Genomic DNA, 23735 nt, shown 5'->3' with positions numbered 1-23735 from the left:
CCCACCCGAAGGAAGCCCGCATGGACCTGCGCATCCTCGCCCCGACCGGAGCCCTCGGAGCCGGCTTCGACACCACCGCCCTCGATCGCGGTGTGGCCGCCGGCCCGCACGTGATCGCCTGCGACGCCGGTTCCACCGACTCCGGCCCCGCCGCCCTCGGTTCCGGCACCCCCAAACTCTCCGCCCAGGCCGTCACCCGCGACCTGCGGCTGCTCCTCCGGGCCCGCGAAATACTCCAAGTACCGCTGATCATCGGCTCCTGCGGCACCAGCGGACGCGACGACGGCGTCGACCTGGTCGCCGACCTGGCCCGTACCATCGCCGCCGAGGAGAACCTGCACTTCAAGCTCGGCCTCATCTACAGCGACCAACCGGCAGAGCGCCTCCAGCATCTGTACGACCAGGGCCGCATCCGACCGCTCGCCCACGCCCCCCTCATCGAGCGGGAGTTGTTCGAGCGCAGCCACACCGTCGCGATGATGGGCGTCGAACCCATTCAGCAAGCCCTGCGCGACGGCTGCGACGTCATCCTGGCCGGACGGGCCAGCGACACCGCCCTGTTCGCGGCCCTGCCCCACATGCACGGTGCCGACCCCGGTCTCACCTGGCACATGGCCAAGACCGTCGAATGCGGTGCCGCCTGCGCGATCCCGCCCGACGCCAACGGTCTCCTGGTGACCCTGCGCGACGATCACTTCGACGTGACGACCCTCGCCGAAGGCAGCCGACTCACCCCGCGCTCGGTCGCCGCACACACGCTGTACGAGAACGCCGACCCGTTCCGCATCGCCGAGCCCTCCGGCACCCTCGACACCACCCACGCCACCTACGAAGCCGTCGACGAGCGGACCGTGCGCGTCAGCGGGGCCCGCTACCTCGAGGCCGACGGCTACACCAACAAGCTCGAAGGCGCCGAACTCGTCGGCTATCAGACCGTCATCGTCGGCGGCGTCCGCGACAAGGTCGTCATCGAGCGTCTCCCCGAGCTCCTGCCGATGGCGAAGAAGTACTTCGACACCAAGATCCTCGACGTGTTCGACGGCCGGGTCGACCCGGACACCGTCGACATCGAATACCGCCTCTACGGCACCGGAACGGTCCTGGCCGGCACCGAACCCAGCCCCCTGCAGCCGCAGGAACTCGGCGTATTGATCACCGTCACCGCACCCGACCAGGACACCGCCCACGCCATCTCCACGTTCGTCGCCCACGCCTCCTCGCACCTGCCCATCCCCGAGTACGACGGCCTGGTGTCCACCCTCGCCTACCCCTACTCGCCGCCGGAGACGGACCGAGGCCCGCTCTATCGCTTCACCCTCAACCACGTCGCCACCGGCGTCACGCCCACCGAACTGTTCCGCACCACCACCGAAGAGGTCTGACCATGGCCACGCTGCTCGACTACTGCTCCCTCGTGCGCTCCAAGAACGCCGGGCCCTTCACCCTCACCTTCGACTTCATGTGCCACGACCAGCACACCTACGAGGCGCTCACCGACACCGGGATCCTCAACCCCACCCTGTTCGCCGGGCTCTTCAACGCCGACGAGGACGAGATCCTGGTGGTGAACCATCCTCTCGCCCTCGCGGTCAAGGTCTCTCTGCCGCGCCCCTGCGTCCAGGGGGACCTGCACGACAGCGACTGCTACGCCGGCCAGCAGTACGCCCCGCTGATGCAACTTCAACTGCCCGAACTTTCCTGAGCCGGTATGTCGCCCGGCGTACGCCCCGGCCGGCCAGGATCAGAGCGGGAGAGTTCCGCGCTCCGCCGACCGGGTGAATTCCGCGCCACCGTGCGCGGCGGGCCGATGGCAGGTGCTCTCTTCTGAAGCGGAGCGCGGAGTCGTTGCCTGCTGTGCGGGACCGGCAAGGGGGATCCACAAGAAGGCGTTCATCGATACATCACTCCACTCAGTAACTTCAAGGTTGTAGCAACCATAGCGCTCCAATACTTCAAGCTAAGAGTAAATAGCTTAGCTATTTACTCCATGCTTGGAGTATGGTGAGGGTATGGAAGAGGAACCGGAGACCACCGATCCGCGCTGGCTCGACGCCGACCAGCAGCAGCAGTGGTACGCATTCGCCTATGTGCTGACCCAGCTGCCGGCCGCCCTGGAGGCGCGGATGCAGCGGGATGCGGGCATCGCACAGTTCGACTACGTGGTGATGTCCTCGCTGTCGATGGCGCCGGACCGCACCCTGCGGATGAGTGAGCTGGCCCAGTACGCCGGAAGCACGCTCTCCAGGCTGTCCAACGTGGTGATCCGGCTGGAGAAGCGCGGCTGGATGCGGCGCCACCCCGACCCCGCGGACGGTCGCGCCACCCTGGCCACCCTCACCGACGACGGCATGGACAAGGTTGTCGCCGCCGCCCCCGGCCATGTCGATGCGGTGCGTCAGCTGATCTTCGACCCACTGACCAAAGCGCAGCAGCGTCAGCTCGGTGCCATTTCCCAGCGCATGCTCGCCGCCCTTCAAGCGCCGTTGCCTACCGACTGGCCCGACACCACCTCCGACCAGCACTGACCCCGGGCATACCCCCGTTTTCACCCGGCCGACCGGCCGGGACGACGCCGCCCCCATGGAGTTTTCGCATGCCCACCATCGCCATCGTCGGAGCCGGACCGGGCCTGGGCCTGTCCATCGCCAAGGTCTTCGGAGGCCACGGCTTCGACATCGCCCTGATCTCCCGCACCAAGGACAAGCTCGACGCCCTGGTCGCCGACCTCGCTGAAGAAGGGATCACGGCGGAAGCCTTTCCCGCCGATGCGGGCGATCCCGCCCACCTCACCCAGGCGCTCCAAGCGGCGATCGCACGGTTCGGACGGATCGACGTCCTGGAGTTCTCCCCGCACGCGGGCCTGTCGATGACCACACCCAGGCAGGTGACCGTCGAGACCCTGCGCCCGCAGATCGACAGCCTCCTCTACGGTGCGGTCGCCGCCGTCCAGACGGTGCTGCCGGGGATGCTCGAAGCCAAGTCCGGCACCCTGCTCTTCACCACCGGCGGCGGCGCGATCGACCCGTACCCGATGCTCGCCACGATCAACATCGCCCAGGCGGGCCAGCGGAACTACGCGATCAACCTGCACAACACCCTCGCCGGCGAGGGCATCTACGCGGCCAACGTGGCCATCAACCTCATGATCGCCGCCGAAGCCCCGGAAGGCGTCCCCCACCGCGCGCCCGACGAGATCGCCCTCGACTACTGGAACCTGCACACCAGCCGCACCCAGGCCGAGCACACCATCGGCACCTGACCCCCGCACCCCGACAACAGGCGTCTCACGGCCACGCGTTCACCGACCCGGCGGCCGCCCACCCTCGCCCACATTCCCCGGAGCATCATGAAGACCATCCTCATAGCCGGCGGCAACAGCGGCATCGGCCTCCAGGCCGCCCGCGACCTCCTCGGCCACGGCCACCGGCTCGTTCTGCTGGGCCGTGACCCGCGCAAGGGCGAGGCCGCCCTCGCCTCCTTCGGCGCCGCCGCCGACCGGGCATCCTTCATCGCCGGCGACCTCTCCACCCACGACGGCGTCCGCGACGCCGCGAGCCACCTCCTCGCCCAGCACGACCGCATCGACGCCCTCGTCCACACCACCGGCGTGTTCACCTTCGAGGAGAGCCGCACGGCCGACGGCCTCCACCCGTTCTTCGCGATCAACTACCTCAGCCGCTACCAGCTCACACAGCTTCTGCTGCCCGCCCTGCGCCAGGCCGAGCAGCCGGCCGTGCTCATGATGACGGCCGCGATCCCGCCGACCAACGAGATGGACTTCGCCCGGTTCCCCGAGTTCGCACCCTTCTCCCTCGGCCGCGACCGCAAGGCGGTCCAGCTCGCCAACCACCACTACGCCGCCCACCTCACCCGCGCCGAACCCGGCCTCGCCGCCGGCGTCATCAACGCGGGCTCCGCCAAGACCGACATCATGCGCATCGCCCCCTGGTACATGCGGGCCGCCATGAAGGTCCTCGGCCCGCTCGCCCTCGACTCCGTCGAGACCTCCGCGCGCAACGTCGTCGAAGCCGTCCGCCACGACGACTGGCACGGCACCCCTGTCTACTGGGGCAAACCGGGCCGCTTCGAGCAGCGCACCCCCATCGTCCTGGACGCCACGACGACCCGGCACCTCATGGGCACCTCCCACAAGCTCACTGGCGCCTGACGCCGCACCCCCAAGCCCGCACCCGCACGCCCACGGTTCTCAACAGGCCGATCTGCGTGCGGGTTTCGCTGTTTTGCCGTCCGAATTCTCACGAGCCCGCGCGGCTTCCTGCGCAGAACGAGAAAAGCCCATGCCTCACCGCAACGCACCAAGAAGCTCGGCAACATCCAAACACTGCTCGCCGCAGGAATCACTCACAAGCGCACCCGCCGCCACCGTCCCCAAACCAACGGCAAGGTAGAACGCTTCAACCGAACCCTGCTCGATGAATGGGCATATGCCCGGCCCTATCGCAGCGAGCAGGAACGACGCGACGCCTTCGATATATGGCTACATCACTACAACCATCATCGCGGTCACACCGCATGGAAGGGCCAGCCGCCCGCCAGTCGTGTCCCTGACCTCACGGGGCAGCACACCTAGACCCGCTCCGCCGACCCCACGGCCTCGCGGATCTCCGGTGCCGCCAGTCGCTGCGCGGCCCGCTCGGCCGTGGCGCGGGCCCAGCGGCCGTTCGTCAGGGCGCCCAGCAGCAGGACGGCGAGGCCGCAGCCCGCGAGGATCCACCAGCCCGGCCGGGCGGCGCCCACGAAGGTGCCGGCGTACGACGTCGAGCCGATCCCGGACGCCAGTACCGCGCCGATCACCGCGACGCCCAGGGTCTGGCCCAGCTGCCTGCTGGTGGAGGCGACCGCGGCCGCGACGCCCGCCTGGGACCTCGGCATGCCGGAGACCGCCGTGTTGGTGATCGGCGCGTTCACGAAGCCGAAGCCGATGCCGAAGAGGACGTAGCCGAGGAAGAGGGTGGTGTCGGAAGTCTCCGCCTCGAACGCCGCGAACAGCACCGCGCTCGCGGTCATCGCGACACCGGCGATCACCAGCGGCAGGCGCGGACCCCGGCTGCCGACCAGACGGCCCGCCAGCGGGGCGCACAGGAACATCGGGACCGCCATCGGCAGCATCCACAGGCCCGCGTGCAGAGCGTCCAGACCGCGCACGTTCTGCAGGTAGAGCGTGGACAGGAACAGGAAGCCGCCGAGCGAGGCGAACGCGCTGATCGCGATCACGGTCGCGCCGCTGAACGGCGCCGAACGGAAGAACCGCAGGTCGATCAGGGGTTCGTCACGCCTGGGCTCGTACCAGAGCAGGCCGGCCAGGGCGACGAGGGCCACCGCGGCGAACGGCAGGACCGTGCCCGCACCGGCCGTCGGGGCCTCGATGATCGAGTACGTGAGCGCGCCGAACAGCGCGATGACCAGCACCTGGCCGACCGGGTCGGGCCGGCGGGCCTTCGGCGCCCGGGACTCCGGCACGAACCGCAGCGTCAGCAGGAGCGCGGCGAGGCCGACCGGGAGGTTGACCCAGAAGATCGCGCGCCAGCCGACCGACTCCACCAGCAGGCCGCCGACCAGCGGTCCGGCGGCCATGGATATGCCGACCACCGCGCCCCAGACCCCGATCGCCCGGGCCCGCTCACGCGGGTCGGTGAAGGTGTTGGTGATGATCGACATGGCCACGGGGTTGAGCATCGAGCCGCCCACCGCCTGGACCATCCGGAACGCGATCAGCGAATCGAGGTTCGGGGCCAGGGAGCAGAGCAGCGAGCCGATCGAGAAGACGACCAGGCCCGTCATGAAGACCTTCTTGCGGCCGACCCGGTCGCCGGTCGACCCCGCGAGCATCAGCAGCGAGGCCAGGACCAGGGTGTAGGCGTCGATGGTCCACTGCAGACCGGCCGTCGAGGCGTGCAGTTCGCGCTGCATGGACGGCAGGCCGACATTGAGGGCGGTCGTGTCGAGACTCACGATCAGCAGGCTCATGCAGCAGATCGCGAGCACGAGCATGCGTCGGCGGGGGCTCAGCTCGGGCATGCGCTCCATCGTACGCCCATGTCGATAGTGCGTCTAACTAATGAGTGCTACATGATCGTGACGGAGGGTGTGGAAGGGGCGGTTGTCCACAGGCCGGCCGAGCACCGCGGGCCATACGGGACAATGGGGGAATGCCCGAGCCCACGACCCCGCTCCAGATCGGCCCGCACACCGTCCGGCCGCCGGTCGTCCTGGCCCCCATGGCCGGGATCACCAACGCGCCCTTCCGCACCCTGTGCCGAGAGTTCAGTGGGGGCAAGGGGCTGTTCGTCAGCGAGATGATCACGACCCGGGCGCTGGTCGAGCGCAACGAGAAGACCATGCAGCTGATCCGCTTCGACGCGACCGAGAAGCCGCGTTCGATCCAGCTGTACGGCGTCGACCCGGCCACCGTCGGCAAGGCCGTCCGCATGATCGCGGAGGAGGGCCTGGCCGACCACATCGACCTGAACTTCGGCTGCCCGGTCCCGAAGGTCACCCGCAAGGGCGGCGGCTCGGCCCTCCCCTACAAGCGCAACCTGCTGCGCGCGATCCTGCGCGAGGCGGTGAGCGGCGCCGGCGACCTCCCGGTCACCATGAAGATGCGCAAGGGCATCGACGACGACCACATCACCTACCTCGACGCCGGCCGTATCGCCGTCGAGGAGGGTGTCACCTCGATCGCGCTGCACGGCCGCACCGCCGCCCAGCACTACGGCGGCACCGCCGACTGGGAGGCCATCGCCCGCCTCAAGGAGCACGTCCCGGAGATCCCGGTCCTCGGCAACGGCGACATCTGGTCGGCCGAGGACGCGCTGCGGATGGTGCGGGAGACGGGCTGCGACGGAGTCGTGGTCGGGCGCGGCTGCCTGGGCCGGCCGTGGCTGTTCGCGGACCTGGTCGCCGCGTTCGAGGGCCGTCACGACGACATCGCGCGCCCGTCCCTGCGCCAGGTCGCCGAGGTCATGGTCCGGCACGCCACGCTGCTCGGCGAGTGGCTCGGCGACGAGGCCAAGGGAGTCGTCGACTTCCGCAAGCACGTCGCCTGGTATCTCAAGGGCTTCGCGGTCGGCAGCGAGATGCGCAAGCGCCTCGCCATCACGTCGTCCCTGGCGGAACTCCGCGCCGGCCTGGACGAGCTGGACCTCGACCAGCCCTGGCCCACGGGCGCCGACGGGCCCCGCGGCCGTACGTCCGGCAACAACCGGGTGGTGCTGCCGGACGGCTGGCTGAAGGACCCCTACGACTGCGCGGGCATCACAGAGGACGCCGAACTGGACACGTCCGGCGGCTGAGTGCCCTGCAAGGGGCGCGGGGCTGTGTCGACCTGCGGCTCCGCCGCGTGGGTGCGACCAGCCCCCAGCGGCCCGCGGTGAACGAACCGCGCAACCGGCGGAGCGCTCAGTTCGTCTTCGGGTGCGGCGTGGAGCCGTAGGCCGTCAGGAACCTGTCGCGGAAGGAGCTCATCTTCCACACCGGGGCGTTGTGCGCCGGGCGCAGACCGTCGGTCCAGTTCCAGGAGCTGATCGCGTCCAGCATCTTCGGGTCCTTGGCGACGATCGAGATCGGCACGTCACGGCTGGCGTGGTTGCCGCTGACCCGGGCGATCGGCTGGTGGTCGCCGAGGAAGACGAGCACCGTGTTGTCGTTGCCGTACCGCTCCAGCCACTGGGTGAGCGCGGTCACCGAGTACTCGATCGACTTGCCGTACTCCTGGCGGGACCTGGTGGTGTCGGCGATCACGTCGGAGGCCTTGTTGCCGGCCTTCTGGATGGCGTCGAAGACCGAACCGTCGCCCAGCTGGTCCCACGGCACCATCTTCGGGATCGGCGCCCACGGCTGGTGGCTGGAGGTCAGGATCAGGAACGACATCCGTGACTTGCCGTCGGCCGGCTGCTTGCTGTGCACCCGGTCCTGGAACTGCTGGAGCGCGTACTGGTCGGGCATCGTCGACCAGCTGAACTTGGGTCCCTTGTACCCGAGCTGGAAGGCGTTGTAGACCTTGTCGAGGCCGTAGTAGCTCTGTTCCGGCCAGCCCTTCTGGATGCCGGGCATCACGCCGACCGTGTCGAAGTCACCGGTCTTCTGGAACGCCTTGGTGATGCTGAGGTGATCGCTGGCCATGACGGTCCGGTAGCGCTGCTGGTTGCTCACCCACAGCCCCGACATGGTCGTGGAGTGCCCGAGCCAGCTGCTGCCGCCGTAGGTCGCCGAGGTCAGCCAGCCGCTCTTCGCGGCGTAACCGGCCTTGGTGAGTGACTCGGTCTGGGCGTCGAGCGTCTTGTCGACACCGGGCGCCATGATCGGGTCCTCGATGGCGCTCCGGCCGTAGCTCTCGATGAACGTGAAGATCACGTCCTTGCCGCGCAGATCCGGCACCAGCTGGTCGGCCGGGGTGTTCCCGAAGGCGTCCACCTTGGCGACCTTCTGGAACTCCGCCTCGTCGTGCAGGGTGTCCCGCACCTGGCGGGCCTTGATCTCGAGCGCGGTCGCGGTGCGGTCGGAGGCGAGCGGCACACCGCCGGCGATCTGGAGGCCGAAGGAGGAGCAGGTGATCCAGACGACACCCGCGATCAGCGTGCCCCGGGTGGCCCGTCCCGGATGCCGGGCCAGCAGGTTGCTCAGCCGTACCGTCGCCAGGGCGAGCAGCACGAACAGCAGCAGCACGAGGACGACGGCACCGACGCTGACCGCGACGGTGGCCGTCTTGCCCAGGGTGTCCTCCAGGTACGACTCCGCGTCGCTGAGCAGGCTCCAGTCCAGGATGGCGTTGAAGCTCCGGCCGAGGTATTCGTTGAACCCCATGTCGAGGAAGTTGATCAGGGTCAGCGCACCGAGCACGACGCCGAACACCGCGGCCAGCACGATCCGGGGCCGCCGGGGCAGCGCCAGCGCGACGGCGGCCGCGATGATCCCCTCGGACGGTATCCGCACGAACTTCGCCGGCCCGAGCCCGACGACGGTGTTCGGCATCACCAGCGCGGCGATCACCAGCGCGGCGCACAGCACGCTGACACCGACGGACAGCGCGGAGGCAGCGCCGGGATGAGCCTCCCGCCAGCCCCGAACCCGCCCGCTCCAGGGGGCCCAGCCGCGACGGCGGGGGGTGGCGGGGGCGGGAGCGTCCGGGGCGGACCCGGCGGCGGGTTCGCTACCGCCTTCGGCGCTGGGCGCGGCCTCCGGTCCGGCGGCGGGTGCGGCTTCCGGGTCGGTGGACGCGGCTCCGGAGCTGACGGCGGACGCCGATTCCGGCCCGGCGGTGGGTGCGGCTCCCGGGTCGGTGGCGGGTGCGGCTTCGGAGTTCGCGGTGGACGCCGATTCCGGCCCGGCGGTGGGTGCGGCCTCCGGCCCGGTGTCGGATGCGGCTTCCGGGTCGACTGTGGATGCGGCGCCGGCGCCGGGAGCGGAGTCGGACTCGGGAGTGGACTGGGCGTCGGTGGATTCGGCGGCGGGTGCCGGCCGCTCGGCTGCGGCGCCGGGCGCCCGTTCCGGTTCGGGTGCGGAAGCCGGTTCGGGCTCGGGTCCGGCGGCGGAATCCGGTTCGGAATCCGGTTCGGATTCCGGGGGGCCGGCGTCCGGGGCTGCGCTCTGCACGGCTGTCTCCTCGACCGTCTCCTCGGGCTCCGCGGGCGCCGTCTCCGCAGCCGCGTCCGCGGGAGGCTCGGGGGTCTCGGGAGCTGCTTTCCGCTCGGACGGCAGGGCCTCGGACTCCTCCGGTGCGCCCTCGCGTTCGGACGGCCCGGAGGGCGTGTCCGATGACTGGCGAATGCTCGTGTGCTGAGGCAACCCGGAGGTCCTTCCGTGCGAGACCCGTGAAACGGAATCGGCGGGCCAACGCCGAGGAGATCCGGGCCCGCCGCCTTCCCGTACGGCTCACACAAGCCCCCTGTTCAGGTCTTTCGGCAAACAAGGGGCAAATACAACGCTCCGATCGGGGAGCGGGACTGTGCCGATATGCGGCTCCGCCGCGCGCACGCGGACAACCCCACCCGCCCGCGGCGAACCCTCAGTCCCTCACGCACCGCCCACGGCGGTGAGCAGCGCCAGCGGAGCCGCCGCCGACCGGGACTCCCGCACACACGCATGCGGATACGGAACCGGCTCCGGATGCGTGTCCCTCCCGTACCCGGCCAGCACCTCCGGCAGCCGGTGCCCGCCGGCCGTCGCCGCGTCCACCAGCCCGTGTGCCACGGCCCGCGCCTCGTCGTGCAACCCGTACCGCGCCAGCCCCAACGCGATCAGCGCGTTGTCGTGCGGCCACACCGATCCCCGGTGGTACGACAACGGGTGGTACGCCGCCTGCCCCGCGGCCAGCGTCCGTACCCCCCACCCCGAGAAGAAGTCCGGCTCCAGCAGCCGCCGTCCGACCTCCTCCCCGTACTCCTTGTCGAGCAGCCCGGACCACAGCAGATGCCCGGCGTCCGAGGCGAGCGCGTCGACCTGCCGGCCCTCACCGTCCAGCGCCAGCGCGGGGAAGGCGGACCTGTGCATCCAGAAGTCGCGCTGGAACCGGTCCCGCAGATCGGCGGCGGCCTGTTCGAGCAGCGCCGCGTAGGTCTCGTCGGCCCACACCGTCCGTGCCACCCACGCCGTCCGGCGCAGCGCGTCGTAGGCGTATCCCTGCGCGCCCGCCGCCATCACGGTGCCCACCGGCCGGCTGCCGTCGGCGGAACAGATCGCGCCGGGGGAGTCCTTCCAGTTCTGGTTGGCGAGCCCGCCCTTGTCGGCGCGGTAGACGAGATAGCCGCGTGAGGTCAGCCCGCCGTGGTCGAGCATCCAGCCGACGGCCGCGCGGGCGTTGCGTTCCAGGCGCCGGGCCATGCCGGTGTCCCCGGTCTGTTCCACGTACGCGCCCAGCAGGATCAGGAAGAGCGGGGTGGCGTCGACGGAGCCGTAGTAACGGCCGTACGGAACCTGTCCGAAGTGGGCCAGCTCCCCGTGCCGTACCTCGTGGACGATCTTCCCGGGCTGGGCCACGGAGCGTGCGCCGGCCTCGGTGGCCTGGGTGGCGGCGAGGGCCGGGAGGGTGGCGGCGGCCAGCCGGGGCCGGTAGGGGAGGGCGAAGAGAGAGGTGATGAGGGCGTCGCGGCCGAGCAGGGTGAGGAACCAGGGGGCGCCCGCGGCGGGGACCTTGAGTTCCTCGCCGTCCGGGCCGGTGGCCGGCACCTGGAGCGCGGCGAGGTCGGAGAGGCCCCGGGCGCAGGCCGCCGCCAGCTCCGGCCAGCCGGTCGGGAAGGCCACGCCCTCCACGAACTCCCCTTCCAGGGCGAGGAGTTGCTCGTTCAGTGCGGCCGGGTCGCGGGGCACGCGCAGGGCCCGCCGGTCGCCGTGCGGGCGCCCGATGACCCGTACCACCAGCTCGGCCGAGCCGTGCGGGGCGAGTTCCAGCGTCCACACCAGGCGCCGGGCGCCGGTCCCGGTCTCCTCGACGCCGTCCGGCGCCGGCTCGGCGGTGATCGTCGTACAGGACCGCCACTCGCCCCGGCGGTAGCCGAACTCCACTCCGTCGTCGAGGACCTGGCGGGAGCGTACGGCGCCGGACTTGGTGTAGGTGCGGTGGTCGGCGCGGAGTTCGAACTGGTCGGTGAAGTCGGCGTCGGCGGTGATCGCGAGGCGGATCGTGGTCGGCACCGGACGGTTGCTGGTGACCCGCAGGGACTCGGCGAACGAGCCGTCACCGACGGCCTGTTCACGGAAGAGGGTGTGCGCGGGCGGTTCCTGGCGGCCGCCGCGCGGGACCAGCACGCACCGGGTGCCGTCCCCGCCGGAGACCGGGGTGAGCACCTCGGGCAGCGCCCCGTCGACCGTCAGCTGCCAGCGGCTGAGGTGCCGGGCGTCCCGTACGAATAACCCGTCCGGGGAACCGCCGCCCCGCACGCCGCTGATGTCTCCGCGGTCGTCCACGGCGGCGAACGTCGCGCCGTGCACGAGCAGATGATGCCGGTCCGTCATCCCCGGTCCCCTCCTCTGTTCCCCAGGTCGAACGTGCGGTGTCCGTCGAAGACACCCCGTTTTGTCAGCTCTTGTCCATACTTTGACGCTCTTCACGCTCTTGGCGCTTCTGAAGCTTTCGGTGTTCGTCGTGCGGTGCGTGCCGCCGGTGGTGCAGATCGAGCGCCAGCGCCGCCGTCCAGCTGAACCCGGTCGCGCCGCACGCCTCGCCCGTGTACGGGTCGACGTACTCGGCGAACCCGGTCGCACCGGCCGTCCGTACGACCGCCTCGCCGAGCGCGTCCGCCCGCTCCCGCTCGCCGTGCTCGCGCAGCCCCCGCTCCAGCAGCCAGCCGGTGTTGGCCCAGGCCGGACCGCGCCAGTACCGGTGCGGGTCGAAGGCCGCGCCGAGCAGGTCGTAACTGGGCACCAGATGGGTGCCGGTGCCGAAGTGCGGGCCGCTGAGCGTCCGGACGAGCGCGGCGGCGATCTCGCGCGGCAACTCCGGGAGGATCAGCGGGATCAGGCCCGAGACCCCGCGTTCGGGGATCAGTCCGCCACCGCCTCGCAGGTCCCGGCAGAGGAAGATCTCCCGCTCCGGATCCCACAGCCGGTCCACCAGCGCCGCCGTCAGCCGCTCCGCGCGCGCGTGCCGTGCCGTCCCCGTGGCCCCCAACTCCTGGGCGATCCGCGCGAGGGCGTGCTCGGAGGCGATGAGCAGCGCGTTGAACGCCGGGTCCTCGACGGCGAACTCCCGCCGCCGGTCGGCGTATTCGGCGTCCCGGTACTCCGTCGCCAGCCGCACGTACCGCCCGTAGTCCAGGTCCGTCGGCCGGTCCTCGGCGGCGCCGTGGTCCAGGTCGGAGCGGTGGAAGGAGCGCGCCGGAGCGGGCGCGACGCGGGCCAGCGGGGCGTCCCAGCAGGGGCTGTTGTCCATACCCTGTTCCCAGGGGTGCACGACGGACGCGAGACCGCCGCCGCCGAGGTCCCGCCGGTGCAGCAGATAGCGGTGCCAGGCGGCGAGCCGGGGATAGGCGGTCGCCAGGAAGCCGCGCGCCCGCGACAGGCCGGGATCGGCGAGGTGCACCAGCCAGGCGGCCAGCGCGTGCACCGGCGGCTGCACGATCCCGGAGGTCTGTACGGTGCGGGGGGCGCCCGCGGCACGCCCCGCGGTCGAGGAACGCCAGAAGTCGGGGCTCGGGAAGTACGCGTCGAGGGGCACGGAGGGGTTGAACACGATGTGCGGGATCCGCCCGTCGGCCCACTGGGCGGCCAGCAGCGTCTCCAGCTCGGTCTGCGCGCGCAGCGGCGACAGGTGCCTGAGGCCGATCGCGACGAACGCCGAGTCCCAGGACCACTGGTGCGGGTACAGGCTCCGCGACGGCACGGTCGAACTGCCGGTCCAGTTGTCGGCGAGCACACGTGCGGCTCTGACGTGCAGGGACCCTGAGCCGGTGGTACCGGGGGCGCGCATGGAGGGTGGATCGTATGCGATCCCGGAACCGAGCGCATGGGCTGTGAGCTGGGCAGTGCGATCCACTCGGGGCTCCCCGAAGACGTCCGGCCGACCGGGTTTGGCTGTGGCTACCGTAGGGTTACGTCTATTTAACACGCAAAACTCAATATGTAATGCAAGCTTGAGAAACACAAGGGGGTGCGCATGACCGGACGTCCCGGCAGGACCGGCAAGGGCGGCGGACAGGCGAGCTCGGGCGAACTGCTGGAGCTGGTGCGCAGTGGGCGGGCCGTGACCCGCGGCGCCCTCCAGCAGGCCACCGGACTCTCCCGCGCGACCGTCGGCCTGCGCCTGGACCGGCTGTTCCGCGCGGGCTGGCTGCGCGAGGGCGCCGGCGGCCCCGTCGACTCCCCGCTGGGCGGCCGCCCCTCCATCACCCTCGAATTCGACGACGCGCACGCGGTGGTCCTCGCCGCCGACCTGGAGACCCGCCATGCCAGGGCCGCCGTCCTCTCCCTGACCGGCGAGATCCTCGCCGAACACTCCGGCACGCTGGTCATCCAGGACGGCCCGGACGCCGTACTCACCGAACTCGGCCGCTGGTTCGCCGAGTTGCTGGAGAAGGCCGGCCACCTGGCGGCGGAGGTGTGCGGGATCGGCCTCGCGGTACCGGGCCCGGTCGACACCGAGACCGGCCGGGTCGTGCAACCGCCGATCATGCCCGGCTGGGACGGCTACGACATACGCGGCCGCATGGCCAGGGCGTTCACCGAGCACACGGGCGCGCCGCCGGGGGTCCCGGTCCTGGTGGACAACGACGCGAACCTGATGGCGTACGGCGAGCAGCGCACCAGGCACCCGGACTGCTCGGCGTTCGTGCTGGTGAAGGTCTCGACGGGTATCGGTGCCGGGGTGGTGGTCGACGGCTCGATCTACCGGGGCATCGACGGCGGCGCCGGGGACATCGGCCATATCCGGGTGGGCGCCGAGGCGCAGTGCCGCTGCGGTTCGTACGGCTGCCTCGCCGCCGTCGCGAGCGGTGGCGCGGTGGCCCGGCGGCTGGCGGAGGCCGGGGTTCCGGCGGCCTCCGGCTCAGATGTGCGCGATCTGCTCGCCGCGGGCCATCCGGAGGCGGCGGCGCTGGCCAGGGAGGCCGGCCGCCGGGTCGGGGACGTACTGGCGACGGTCGTGACCCTGCTGAACCCGGGTGTGCTGATGATCGCCGGGGATCTGGCGGGTACGTCCTTCCTCACCGGCGTGCGGGAGTTGCTGTACCAGCGGGCGCTGCCCCGCTCCACCGCCCACCTGGACGTCGTGACCTCGCAGCTGGGGGACCGGGCCGGGGTGATCGGCGCCGGGGCGCTGGTCGTGGAGCACCTGTACGCGCCGGAGCGGGTGGAGGAGCGGTTGCTGGCCCTCGGCATGTGAGGCGCCTGCCGCCGGTGGGACGCGGCCTGGCTGTCACTCGTGGGACGGCCAGGCTGCCGCCGGTGGGGCGGTGTGGCTGTCACTCGCGTGACGGCGTGGCTGTCACTCGCGTGACGGTGTGGCTGTTGCCGGCGCTACGCCAGGGCTGTCACCGGCAGGAGGCAGGGCTGTCACCGACGCGACGACCTCGCTGTCACCGGTGAGATGACGCGGTTGTTTCCGTCCGCTTTCCGCGTCCATTCCATGTCCGCATGGTGAAATCCCGGCGTCTGTGGCAGCGTGATTCTCGCCACCCTTGATAAGGGTTGCGCTCAGATGAGCGGATCATGAGCGACTGCACTTCTCCAAGGGGTGGCACTGGGTGCCACCCCTTGATCGTTCATCGATCGAAATCAGACGTGCAGTCACTCCGCTCATCTGAGCGAAATAGTGCGGCCCTGAGCGGTCTTGCGTTCAAGAAGTGAAAACATCCGCCCGTCTCGGCTTGCCAAGCTTTGACTTTCGATCCGGTGGCGGACGGTTGGTTACGGGCGCATGACACGCGAGTAGACGTACCCAGGTGCCTTCGATCTGGGTATGTTCCTCGCCGTCAGGGCAGCCACCGCGTCCTTCAGGGAGTCGAGACCCGTGTCGGAAAACAAAGAACCCCACGTAGCGAAGTTCGTTTACGACTTCACCGAGGGAAACAAGGACCTCAAGGACCTCCTGGGTGGCAAGGGCGCGAACCTCGCCGAGATGACCAACCTCGGGCTCCCCGTTCCCCCTGGCTTCACGATCACGACGGAAGCCTGCAAGGTCTACCTCGACAGCGGCGAGGAACCGGCGGCACTGCGTGACGAGGTGAGTGCGCACCTCGACGCGCTGGAGCAGCGGATGGGCAAGAAGCTGGGCCAGGCCGACGACCCCCTCCTGGTCTCGGTCCGCTCCGGCGCGAAGTTCTCCATGCCCGGCATGATGGACACGGTCCTGAACATCGGCCTCTCCGACAAGTCCGTGCAGGGCCTGGCCAAGCAGGCCGGCGACGACCGGTTCGCGTGGGACTCCTACCGTCGGCTCGTCCAGATGTTCGGCAAGACGGTCCTCGGCGTCGACGGCGACCTCTTCGAGGAGGCCCTGGACGCGGCGAAGGACGCCAAGAAGGTCACCGTCGACACGGAGCTGGAGGCGGCCGACCTCAAGAAGCTCGTCACCAAGTTCAAGAAGATCGTCAAGACGGAGGCGGGCCGGGACTTCCCGCAGGACCCGCGCGAGCAGATGGACCTCGCGATCCGCGCGGTCTTCGACTCCTGGAACACCGACCGCGCCAAGCTCTACCGCCGCCAGGAGCGCATCCCCGGCGACCTCGGCACGGCCGTCAACGTCTGCTCGATGGTCTTCGGCAACCTCGGCCCGGACTCCGGCACCGGCGTCGCCTTCACCCGCGACCCCGCCTCGGGCCACCAGGGCGTCTACGGCGACTACCTCCAGAACGCCCAGGGCGAGGACGTGGTCGCGGGCATCCGCAACACGGTCCCCCTGGCCGAGCTGGAGAACATCGACAAGAAGTCGTACGACCAGCTGATGCAGATCATGGAGACGCTGGAGAACCACTACAAGGACCTCTGCGACATCGAGTTCACCATCGAGCGCGGTCAGCTGTGGATGCTCCAGACGCGCGTCGGCAAGCGCACCGCGGGCGCCGCCTTCCGCATCGCGACCCAGCTGGTCGACCAGGGCCTGATCGACGAGACGGAGGCCCTCCAGCGCGTCACCGGCGCCCAGCTGGCCCAGCTGATGTTCCCCCGCTTCGACGAGCAGGCGAAGGCACAGTCGGTCGGCCGCGGCATCGCCGCCTCGCCGGGCGCGGCGGTCGGCAAGGCGGTCTTCGACTCGTACACGGCGGTCAAGTGGTCCCGCTCGGGCGAGAAGGTCATCCTGGTCCGCCGCGAGACCAACCCCGACGACCTCGACGGCATGATCGCGGCGGAGGGAATCCTGACCTCCCGGGGCGGCAAGACCTCCCACGCGGCCGTGGTGGCCCGGGGCATGGGCAAGACGTGCGTGTGCGGTGCGGAGGAGCTGGAGGTCGACACCAAGCGCCGGCGGATGACGGTCCCCGGCGGTCATGTGGTCGAGGAGGGCGACGTCATCTCCATCGACGGCTCCTCGGGCAAGGTCTACCTGGGCGAGGTCCCGGTCGTGCCCTCCCCGGTCGTCGAGTACTTCGAGGGCCGGATGCACGCGGGCGCCCAGGACGCCGGCGAACTCGTCGAAGCGGTGCACCGCATCATGGCGTTCGCGGACCGCAAGCGCCGGCTGCGGGTGCGCGCCAACGCCGACAACGCCGAGGACGCCCTGCGGGCCCGCCGCTTCGGCGCCCAGGGCATCGGCCTGTGCCGTACCGAGCACATGTTCCTCGGCGACCGCCGTGAACTGGTGGAACGCCTGATCCTGGCCGACACGGAGGAAGACCGGGAGGAGTCCTTGCGGGCCCTCCTCCCCCTCCAGAAGAAGGACTTCGTCGAACTCTTCTCGGCGATGGACGGCCTCCCGGTCACGGTCCGCCTCCTCGACCCGCCGCTCCACGAGTTCCTCCCGGACATCACGGAACTCTCGGTCCGGGTGGCCCTCGCCGAGTCCCGCCAGGAGCCGCACGAGAACGAACTCCGGCTCCTCCAGGCGGTCCACCGCCTGCACGAGCAGAACCCGATGCTGGGCCTGCGCGGCGTGCGCCTGGGCCTGGTGATCCCCGGCCTGTTCACCATGCAGGTCCGCGCGATCGCCGAGGCCGCCGCGGAACGCAAGAACGCCAAGGGCGACCCGCGCGCCGAGATCATGATCCCCCTTGTCGGCACGGTCCAGGAGCTGGAGATCGTCCGCGAGGAGGCCGACCAGGTCATCGCCGAGGTGGAGGCGGCGACGGGCACCAGCCTCAAGCTCTCGATCGGCACGATGATCGAACTCCCGCGTGCCGCCCTGACGGCCGGCCAGATCGCGGAAGCGGCCGAGTTCTTCTCCTTCGGCACCAACGACCTCACCCAGACCGTGTGGGGCTTCAGCCGGGACGACGTCGAGGCGAGCTTCTTCACCGCGTACCTGGAGAAGGGCATCTTCGGCGTCTCCCCCTTCGAGACCATCGACCGGGACGGCGTCGGCTCCCTGGTGGCAGCGGCGGCGAAGGCCGGCCGCGCCACCCGCCCGGACCTGAAGCTGGGCGTCTGCGGCGAGCACGGCGGCGACCCCGAGTCCGTCCACTTCTTCCACGAGGTGGGTCTGGACTACGTCTCCTGCTCCCCGTTCCGCATCCCGGTGGCCCGCCTGGAGGCGGGCCGGGCGGCGACGCAGTCGACGGGCAGCGACCACCGCTGAGGCACCGCCGACCGGAGGCCGGTGAGATGACCGGCCTCCCCTGAACCCCGGGTCCGCCGTCCGTCCCCGACCCTCAAGACCGATGGACGGCGGCCCCGGCACGCAAGAGAGGGGCGGCACCCTGTGCGGGGGTGCCGCCCCTTCGTGCATGAGCTGCTGGGGTTGTCAAGCTACGGCACTGACCAGGTGAAACGGCGTTGGCTGGCGTTGGTTGCCGTTGAGCCCGCGTGACGCCGTTGTGCCCTCGTTGTGCCCTCCCGATGCTGTAAGCCGGCAGACTTACAGTCTTCCTGCCGCCTCCCCGCGTTCAGTCTTCTGACCAGTGCCTATGAGCGCGGGCTGCGCTCTCGCCGCTTCCGCCGTCCGTGCCACGTCCACACGTGGCACAGGTAGTGGGCTCACCGGCGACGCTACGCCGTTCCCTCCTTTCCTCGCTTGCCATCACCCGCGTGGCCTTGATCCGCGCACCAGCCCTCACCGCGAGGGTCAGTCCCCGGATCACCTTCCAAACAAGGACGATCTCGGAGGCATGCTCGATAGCCGTATGCACCAGTTCCACGGTCCCCTCCTCCCGCCAGCGGCTCGATCGCTGGCCGATGAGACCTTGGTAGGCGTTGGAGGCGATCTTCGAACAGTCGTTCCGGAGTTCGATCGAAGAATCATTGCGAGACCAGCGGTATCGCCCGAATAATGGAACTTCGAAGGCAACGAAGCGCTCCCGGGGGGGACCTTGAGTCGCGCACTGAATCCAGTCGATCAGCACAGCCCTGAGGCGGTACGGAATCTGGCAGAGCGCCTCAGGGAGATCATGAGTGCGGCGGGCTACCGGACAGCGGCCCATCTGGCGCAAGACTCTGGGCTCAACGCCAGCACGCTGTCTGAGGCTCTAAGTGGCAGTAGGGCCCCTAGCGAGCAGACCCTGAAGAGGGTCCTCGAATGCTGTGGGCTCTCCTACAGCAGCGAATGGGCAGCTCGGCAAGAGAGGGCTAAGGCAGCAGAATACGCCGCAAAACGAGAGAGCCGTCGAAGCGCAGGAGGACAGAGCACCTCAGGTACGCACGAGCAACGTTCCCATTCCGCTCACTCATCCGAAACACCTCAAGTAAACTCTGCGCCTACCGCTCAGATGCTTTCCCTTGAGCCACCCTTGGGGAATCTACCTCCGCATGTCAGGGGAAGGTCCGATGTACAGGCGCGCCTGCACGGCCACTTGAAAAGCCGACCGGACAAATTCATAGTTCTCCATGGTTTGGGCGGATGCGGAAAAACCACGCTAGCGCTGAGTATGGCTAGAGAGGCTCGAAGTCAAAATTTCGACGTGTTCTGGATAAAAGCCAGCAAGGAACACCTGCAAAACTCGATGCGCCAAGTCGCCAGAAGGCTGGGCGCAACCCGAGAGGAAACCGAGGAAGCCTGGGAAAGAGTAGGTGACGCACCAGACTTCCTTTGGCGACTGCTGGATTCGTCGCGTAGACCCTGGCTTCTAGTTCTCGACGAGGTCGACGAGCCGGAATTGGCCGGAAGTTCGCACAGTCACCCAGGGGACGCTACAGGATGGCTTCGCGCCAGCCGAAACGGGCTCACTATCGTAACCACGCGCCTGGGGGATCCAGAAATTTGGGGTAACTCAGCAGAGCTCCACTCGATTGATCCTCTCACGCCCAGCGAAGGCGCTGAAGTTCTTCTAGATCTGGCCAATCAAGCAGGCTCCAGGCAGGAAGCCCAAGATCTTTCGGCGAGACTGGGGGGACTGCCATTGGCTCTGCGCCTGGCAGGATCGCAGTTGAGTCGTGCCACGCGAGGGGCAGGCCTACTGCGCAGAGGAAGAGACCAAGCGCGGGTGCGCGATTTCTCTTCATACCTCACAGCACTAGACGAGGCCGGGGTCAACTACCTGGACCGCCTAGCTACAGGTTCTCTGAATCCAAATGGCGCCGAGCAGCTACACAGACGACTAATCAGTCAAACTTGGGAAATCAGTCTCGACCTCTTGGAATCTCAAGGATTTCCCGAAGCGAGAACGTTTATGCGTCTACTTTCACGGTTCGGTCCGCACCCGATTCCGGTAGACGTCCTAGACCACGAGACGTTGAAGCGTCACCAGTCTTTTCCAGTAGATTTCAGTATTGACCGACTGGAGCTCGTTATTGAGGCACTCCAGACGCTTAGCCTTCTGGATATTACTGAAGTCCAATCCGAGCGTCACGAAACGCAGCCAGCCATCACTGTTCACAGTCTGGTTCTAGAGGTCAATCGAGGACACCTAGCCTCAGCGAATGTCGAGACACAGGCAAATCTCACAAGAACAGCTGTGGAGCTTCTCGAATTTGCGACGCGGCGAGCACCAGAAGATAGGGATAATCATTTCTGGTGGGGCCTTCTGCACCCACACATCATGACGCTTACTCGCTTCACCGAGGCGCCCGATGAGAATATTTCCCGAACTCTCGTCGAGGTTGGTCTACGCAACTTCTCATACATGCACCTAGCCATGCGGGATTCCTTGGGGGAGGCAGCAAGTGCACTCCGTTCTCTTGCTTCTCGCTTCCAATCCTCCGATCCTCTTCACCTGGCAGCGCAGCACAGGTACATCTTCGCTACCTTTGGCGAGAAAGCCAAACCTTTAGCGTTCCGCGACCTTTACAAGAAATGCAAAGAAGCCCTTGGTGCCGATCATCCAGAGACGCTTATGAGCTATCACAACTGGGCTCAGTCGCTCGCATCTACAGGTAATTACAAGCAAGCGGAAATAGAGCTCAGGAGAGTTTTGAAGGCTAGGCAAGAGACGCTTGGGAAGGATAATCCGTACACCCTGGGAACCCACTTCACTATGATTCAAATTATAGAAGAACAAAAAAACGGGAAAAGTCGATCCGACGTAGAGTGGGAGCGCCTCTATGAAACGGTGAGTGCGTCAGAAAACCCAGGTATGGTGGATTTGCAAACACTCCACCTGCTGGGTCACTGGCTGGATAAAAAGGAGCGTTACCCCGAGGCGGAGAACTACTACCGCGCCATTATCGAAACGCTGGACGAAATTCCAACAGAGGGGCGAGTCTTCTGCGATTCAATGAGGAGCTGTCTGGCGCAGAATCTGGCAAAACAGGGCAGGTTGGATGATTCGGCCAGGACGTTCCAAGAGCGAATGCGACAACTGGAACTTACGCATTCAGCAACCGATGAAGAGGTAATATGTGTCCGTCATGACTATGCGGATTTGCTCGTCACCATGGACCGTGTAATTGAAGCGGAACGCCTTATGCGTGATGTCCTCGATATTCGATTCTCTAGAAATGAAAGAATTTGGGATGTGCGGCTACCTGTAGAGCTGCACTGCCTTGTCCATGCGGTAGAAAAATCGGGAACCCCCGAAGAAATCGTATCTACAGCGCAGCTTCTGACCCAATTCACAGACGAGGAGGTAGCGGTCTGGGCAAAATCAAGCCAGCTACGGGATGACATGGTTTGCATCTGTAAGAGTCTGAGTAGCGCAGGAGATCATAATACTGCGATTCGCGGACTTGCGAAGATTATCAATGGAATGCCACCAGAGAGTAAGGAGGCTTATTCCTATCAGAGGACACTTGCATTCTTCCGCTACACTTCAGGCGAGATGAAAAAATCCATATACGAAGATACGCTGCGCGGCCTTGCCAAAGCTGTGCATGAAAAGTTCGGAGACGAAGAGGAGGTGGAGCGAATCCAAGATGTCCTTATGGGGCTACGAGGCGGTCCCCGAAAATCAAGTGCATCTGATCAAGTGTCGAATGGTAAAGACATACGACCACTTTGAGCCTGACGCCCCTATACTGGTACGCACCACTTGAGATTGGAGAGTGCTCCGCGGATGGGCCCAAAGACAACCAAGGTCTACGAGACGCTACGAGAAACGGCTTGCCTCAGGCCAGTACGGCGCCGGCGACAAGTTCCCGTCCGAGCGCAGCCTGACGGAGGAACTTGGCATCGGCCGGACGGCGCTTCGGCAGGTGCTTGCCCGTCTCGTCTCCGAGGGGTCCCTAGAGGTTCGCGGCCGCAGTTCGTACCGGGTACCAGGTGGGGTGACCGTACAGACACCCGAGGGGCTAGAGCCGTGGCGCATCCATGGCGAACGCGACCTCTACGACAACCAGTGGGTCAAGCTCCAGTTGTGGGATGTCGAGCCGCCCGGCGTTGAGCGCTTCGAGCACCACGTAGTGAAGCTCCAACACGTGGCGATTACTGCTGTGGTCGACGATCAAGACCGTGTCCTGATGATGTGGCGATACCGGTTTGTTCCTCAGCGATTCGGTTGGGAACTACCGGGCGGCATTGTGGACGCGGGGGAAGAGCCGGCGGATACCGCACTGCGGGAAGTCGTAGAGGAAACGGGCTGGCGACCGAATTCGGTAGAGCACGTCGTCACCTATCAGCCCATGGTCGGCATGGTGGATTCACCACACGAAATCTTCGTCGCTTACGGTGCCGAAAAGGTGGGCTCGCCGACAGACCTCGAAGAATCAGGACACATCGAATGGGTGCCGTTGGCGGATATTCCTGCGCTCATGGCACGCGGTGATCTCATGGGTTCCGGCACCCTTGTTGCTCTGCTACACATCCTTGCCACCCGGAGCAAGCAGCGGGCTACAGCCGCTCACTGAGCAGGTCGACGCGACGGCGCTGCCGCACGGACCCCGTGCGGCTCGCCAGTAGCCGCGCCTGCCTGATGTGGGTCTGAGCGTCGTCGTACTCGGCTCGCGCCAAATGCGCCTGTGCCAAATCCGCATGCGTTCCGGCCCTTGCTCGTACAAAGGTGGGGTCCATCACCTTCAAGGCGTCATAGAGGCTGGTCACAGCGCCAGAGTCGCCGAGTAGGGCAAGAACATTCCCCTGCCACCGCGCGAGATGTGAGCCATTGAGAAAGATGCTCAGCATGTCGGGGTCTCGGTCTTCACTTCCTTCAGGGATGCACTTCGCAGCCTTTTCCAACGCACGATGACAGTCGTCGACCATTTCGGCGTGCGCACACAATTCCGCCTCGGTTGCATGGAGCCACGCCCGGAGCCGGGGTGAGCCGTCCCCGCCAAGGGTGCGCTGCGCGTCGCGCACCCGTGAAGACGATCAGCGGCATCATCCCGCGCTGGTACAGGTCGACGGTTGTGTCAGCCACTCCCAGATCGTGACTACCTAGACCGATGCCGACCGAGCATGGGCGCGGTTCGTGGTGCATCTGCTGGTAGTCCCACAGAAGCTGAGTGTCCTCCCAGTCCTGTACGGAGATCACGGCGAGCCTTCCTTCTCCTGGTCGCGGGCTGAGTCAGGAACCTTGAATTCGTCCGACTGCGAACTCAACCACCGTGCCATCAGCGTGTAGGTGGTTCGATGAAGCTCCACCACGGGTGCACCTGCTGGAAGCTGTAGGAGCTTCACCTCTTCAGCCGTGGGGGCGCGGGCGAACAACCCCTCTTTTCATGTGGTCAATCTCGTACCCGGCGTCATACAGGACCCTGTATCCGCCGCCACGGCCGGCCGGCCCCGGGGTGGGGTCGACGATTCGTGTCCCCTCGACGTGTGCGGG

Annotated in this window: 13 protein-coding genes and 5 pseudogenes; 11 read left to right on the top strand and 7 right to left on the bottom strand. The window is 67.6% G+C overall.

Annotated elements, in window-relative coordinates:
- The first annotated feature begins 20 nt into the window (after nt 1-20).
- The 6 genes and pseudogenes from ACZ5K7_RS08100 to ACZ5K7_RS08075 form a co-directional block, all read left to right on the top strand.
- Complete coding sequence (locus ACZ5K7_RS08100; protein WP_468911757.1) at nt 21-1382, top strand: acyclic terpene utilization AtuA family protein; 1362 nt, start codon at nt 21-23, stop codon at nt 1380-1382.
- Nucleotides 1383-1384: 2 nt separating this feature from the next.
- A complete protein-coding gene (locus ACZ5K7_RS08095; protein ID WP_351691564.1) occupies nt 1385-1702 on the top strand; it encodes a DUF4387 domain-containing protein in 318 nt (105 codons plus the stop codon).
- 307 nt (nt 1703-2009) lie between these two features.
- A complete protein-coding gene (locus tag ACZ5K7_RS08090) occupies nt 2010-2525 on the top strand; it encodes a MarR family winged helix-turn-helix transcriptional regulator (RefSeq protein ID WP_468911753.1) in 516 nt (171 codons plus the stop codon).
- Between the two features lie 68 nt (nt 2526-2593).
- Complete coding sequence (locus tag ACZ5K7_RS08085; protein WP_468911750.1) at nt 2594-3259, top strand: SDR family NAD(P)-dependent oxidoreductase; 666 nt, start codon at nt 2594-2596, stop codon at nt 3257-3259.
- An 87-nt stretch (nt 3260-3346) separates the two neighbouring features.
- On the top strand, nt 3347-4168 hold the full coding sequence (locus tag ACZ5K7_RS08080) for an SDR family NAD(P)-dependent oxidoreductase (protein WP_468911747.1): 822 nt from the start codon (nt 3347-3349) through the stop codon (nt 4166-4168).
- Nucleotides 4169-4357: 189 nt separating this feature from the next.
- Nucleotides 4358-4591 (top strand): annotated as a pseudogene (locus tag ACZ5K7_RS08075) (integrase core domain-containing protein); the annotation flags it as partial.
- Here ACZ5K7_RS08075 and ACZ5K7_RS08070 read toward each other — a convergent pair.
- On the bottom strand, nt 4588-6039 hold the full coding sequence (locus tag ACZ5K7_RS08070; protein ID WP_351691576.1) for an MFS transporter: 1452 nt from the start codon (nt 6037-6039) through the stop codon (nt 4588-4590). The pseudogene ACZ5K7_RS08075 and the gene ACZ5K7_RS08070 overlap by 4 nt on opposite strands.
- Before the next feature lie 131 nt (nt 6040-6170).
- On the opposite strand from ACZ5K7_RS08070, the gene dusB reads away from it, so the two are divergent.
- Nucleotides 6171-7313 carry a tRNA dihydrouridine synthase DusB gene (gene dusB, locus ACZ5K7_RS08065; protein ID WP_468911743.1) on the top strand — a complete coding sequence of 381 codons (1143 nt, stop codon included), beginning with the start codon at nt 6171-6173 and terminating at the stop codon, nt 7311-7313.
- A gap of 106 nt (nt 7314-7419) precedes the next feature.
- Here the strand turns inward: dusB and ACZ5K7_RS08060 are convergent, their stop codons facing one another.
- From ACZ5K7_RS08060 to ACZ5K7_RS08050, 3 genes are all read right to left on the bottom strand, one after another.
- Nucleotides 7420-8991 (bottom strand): sulfatase-like hydrolase/transferase, encoded by a 1572-nt coding sequence (locus ACZ5K7_RS08060; protein WP_351692845.1) that lies wholly within the window; start codon nt 8989-8991, stop codon nt 7420-7422.
- A 1041-nt stretch (nt 8992-10032) separates the two neighbouring features.
- Nucleotides 10033-11970: an amylo-alpha-1,6-glucosidase gene (locus ACZ5K7_RS08055; protein ID WP_351691582.1), complete on the bottom strand. Its 1938-nt coding sequence runs from the start codon at nt 11968-11970 to the stop codon at nt 10033-10035.
- 64 nt (nt 11971-12034) lie between these two features.
- The gene (locus ACZ5K7_RS08050; RefSeq protein ID WP_468911739.1) at nt 12035-13489 is read right to left on the bottom strand and encodes an amylo-alpha-1,6-glucosidase; all 1455 of its coding nucleotides are present in this window, start codon (nt 13487-13489) and stop codon (nt 12035-12037) included.
- A 120-nt stretch (nt 13490-13609) separates the two neighbouring features.
- Between ACZ5K7_RS08050 and ACZ5K7_RS08045 the strand changes: the two genes are divergently transcribed.
- From ACZ5K7_RS08045 to ACZ5K7_RS08030, 4 genes and pseudogenes are all read left to right on the top strand, one after another.
- Nucleotides 13610-14833 (top strand): ROK family transcriptional regulator, encoded by a 1224-nt coding sequence (locus tag ACZ5K7_RS08045; RefSeq protein ID WP_351691588.1) that lies wholly within the window; start codon nt 13610-13612, stop codon nt 14831-14833.
- 627 nt (nt 14834-15460) lie between these two features.
- The gene (gene ppdK / locus ACZ5K7_RS08040) at nt 15461-18181 is read left to right on the top strand and encodes a pyruvate, phosphate dikinase (RefSeq protein ID WP_468911735.1); all 2721 of its coding nucleotides are present in this window, start codon (nt 15461-15463) and stop codon (nt 18179-18181) included.
- Between the two features lie 808 nt (nt 18182-18989).
- Complete coding sequence (locus ACZ5K7_RS08035; protein ID WP_468911732.1) at nt 18990-21974, top strand: tetratricopeptide repeat protein; 2985 nt, start codon at nt 18990-18992, stop codon at nt 21972-21974.
- A gap of 54 nt (nt 21975-22028) precedes the next feature.
- Nucleotides 22029-22818, top strand: a pseudogene (locus tag ACZ5K7_RS08030) (NUDIX domain-containing protein).
- Here ACZ5K7_RS08030 and ACZ5K7_RS08025 read toward each other — a convergent pair.
- The 3 pseudogenes from ACZ5K7_RS08025 to ACZ5K7_RS08015 all read right to left on the bottom strand — a co-directional run.
- Nucleotides 22802-23266: pseudogene (locus ACZ5K7_RS08025) on the bottom strand (XRE family transcriptional regulator); the annotation flags it as partial. The pseudogenes ACZ5K7_RS08030 and ACZ5K7_RS08025 sit on opposite strands and share 17 nt — an antisense overlap.
- Nucleotides 23262-23441: pseudogene (locus tag ACZ5K7_RS08020) on the bottom strand (YdcF family protein); the annotation flags it as partial. The pseudogenes ACZ5K7_RS08025 and ACZ5K7_RS08020, both read right to left, overlap by 5 nt.
- A pseudogene (locus ACZ5K7_RS08015) lies at nt 23438-23735 on the bottom strand (UTRA domain-containing protein); the annotation flags it as partial. The pseudogenes ACZ5K7_RS08020 and ACZ5K7_RS08015, both read right to left, overlap by 4 nt.

It is taken from the genome of Streptomyces sp. NPDC031497 (genome assembly GCF_055580905.1).
Note: the sequence above shows the minus strand (reverse complement) of the source record. Positions and strands in the feature narration are given on the sequence as shown.

What these genes read in the sequence shown, in the direction of transcription:
- ACZ5K7_RS08100 (WP_468911757.1), top strand. Translation starts at nt 21, where the DNA reads ATGGACCTGCGCATCCTCGCCCCGACCGGAGCCCTCGGAGCCGGCTTC.
- ACZ5K7_RS08095 (WP_351691564.1), top strand. Translation starts at nt 1,385, where the DNA reads ATGGCCACGCTGCTCGACTACTGCTCCCTCGTGCGCTCCAAGAACGCC.
- ACZ5K7_RS08090 (WP_468911753.1), top strand. Translation starts at nt 2,010, where the DNA reads ATGGAAGAGGAACCGGAGACCACCGATCCGCGCTGGCTCGACGCCGAC.
- ACZ5K7_RS08085 (WP_468911750.1), top strand. Translation starts at nt 2,594, where the DNA reads ATGCCCACCATCGCCATCGTCGGAGCCGGACCGGGCCTGGGCCTGTCC.
- ACZ5K7_RS08080 (WP_468911747.1), top strand. Translation starts at nt 3,347, where the DNA reads ATGAAGACCATCCTCATAGCCGGCGGCAACAGCGGCATCGGCCTCCAG.
- ACZ5K7_RS08070 (WP_351691576.1), bottom strand. Translation starts at nt 6,039, where the DNA reads ATGCCCGAGCTGAGCCCCCGCCGACGCATGCTCGTGCTCGCGATCTGC.
- dusB (WP_468911743.1), top strand. Translation starts at nt 6,171, where the DNA reads ATGCCCGAGCCCACGACCCCGCTCCAGATCGGCCCGCACACCGTCCGG.
- ACZ5K7_RS08060 (WP_351692845.1), bottom strand. Translation starts at nt 8,991, where the DNA reads ATGCCGAACACCGTCGTCGGGCTCGGGCCGGCGAAGTTCGTGCGGATA.
- ACZ5K7_RS08055 (WP_351691582.1), bottom strand. Translation starts at nt 11,970, where the DNA reads ATGACGGACCGGCATCATCTGCTCGTGCACGGCGCGACGTTCGCCGCC.
- ACZ5K7_RS08045 (WP_351691588.1), top strand. Translation starts at nt 13,610, where the DNA reads ATGACCGGACGTCCCGGCAGGACCGGCAAGGGCGGCGGACAGGCGAGC.
- ACZ5K7_RS08035 (WP_468911732.1), top strand. Translation starts at nt 18,990, where the DNA reads ATGAGTGCGGCGGGCTACCGGACAGCGGCCCATCTGGCGCAAGACTCT.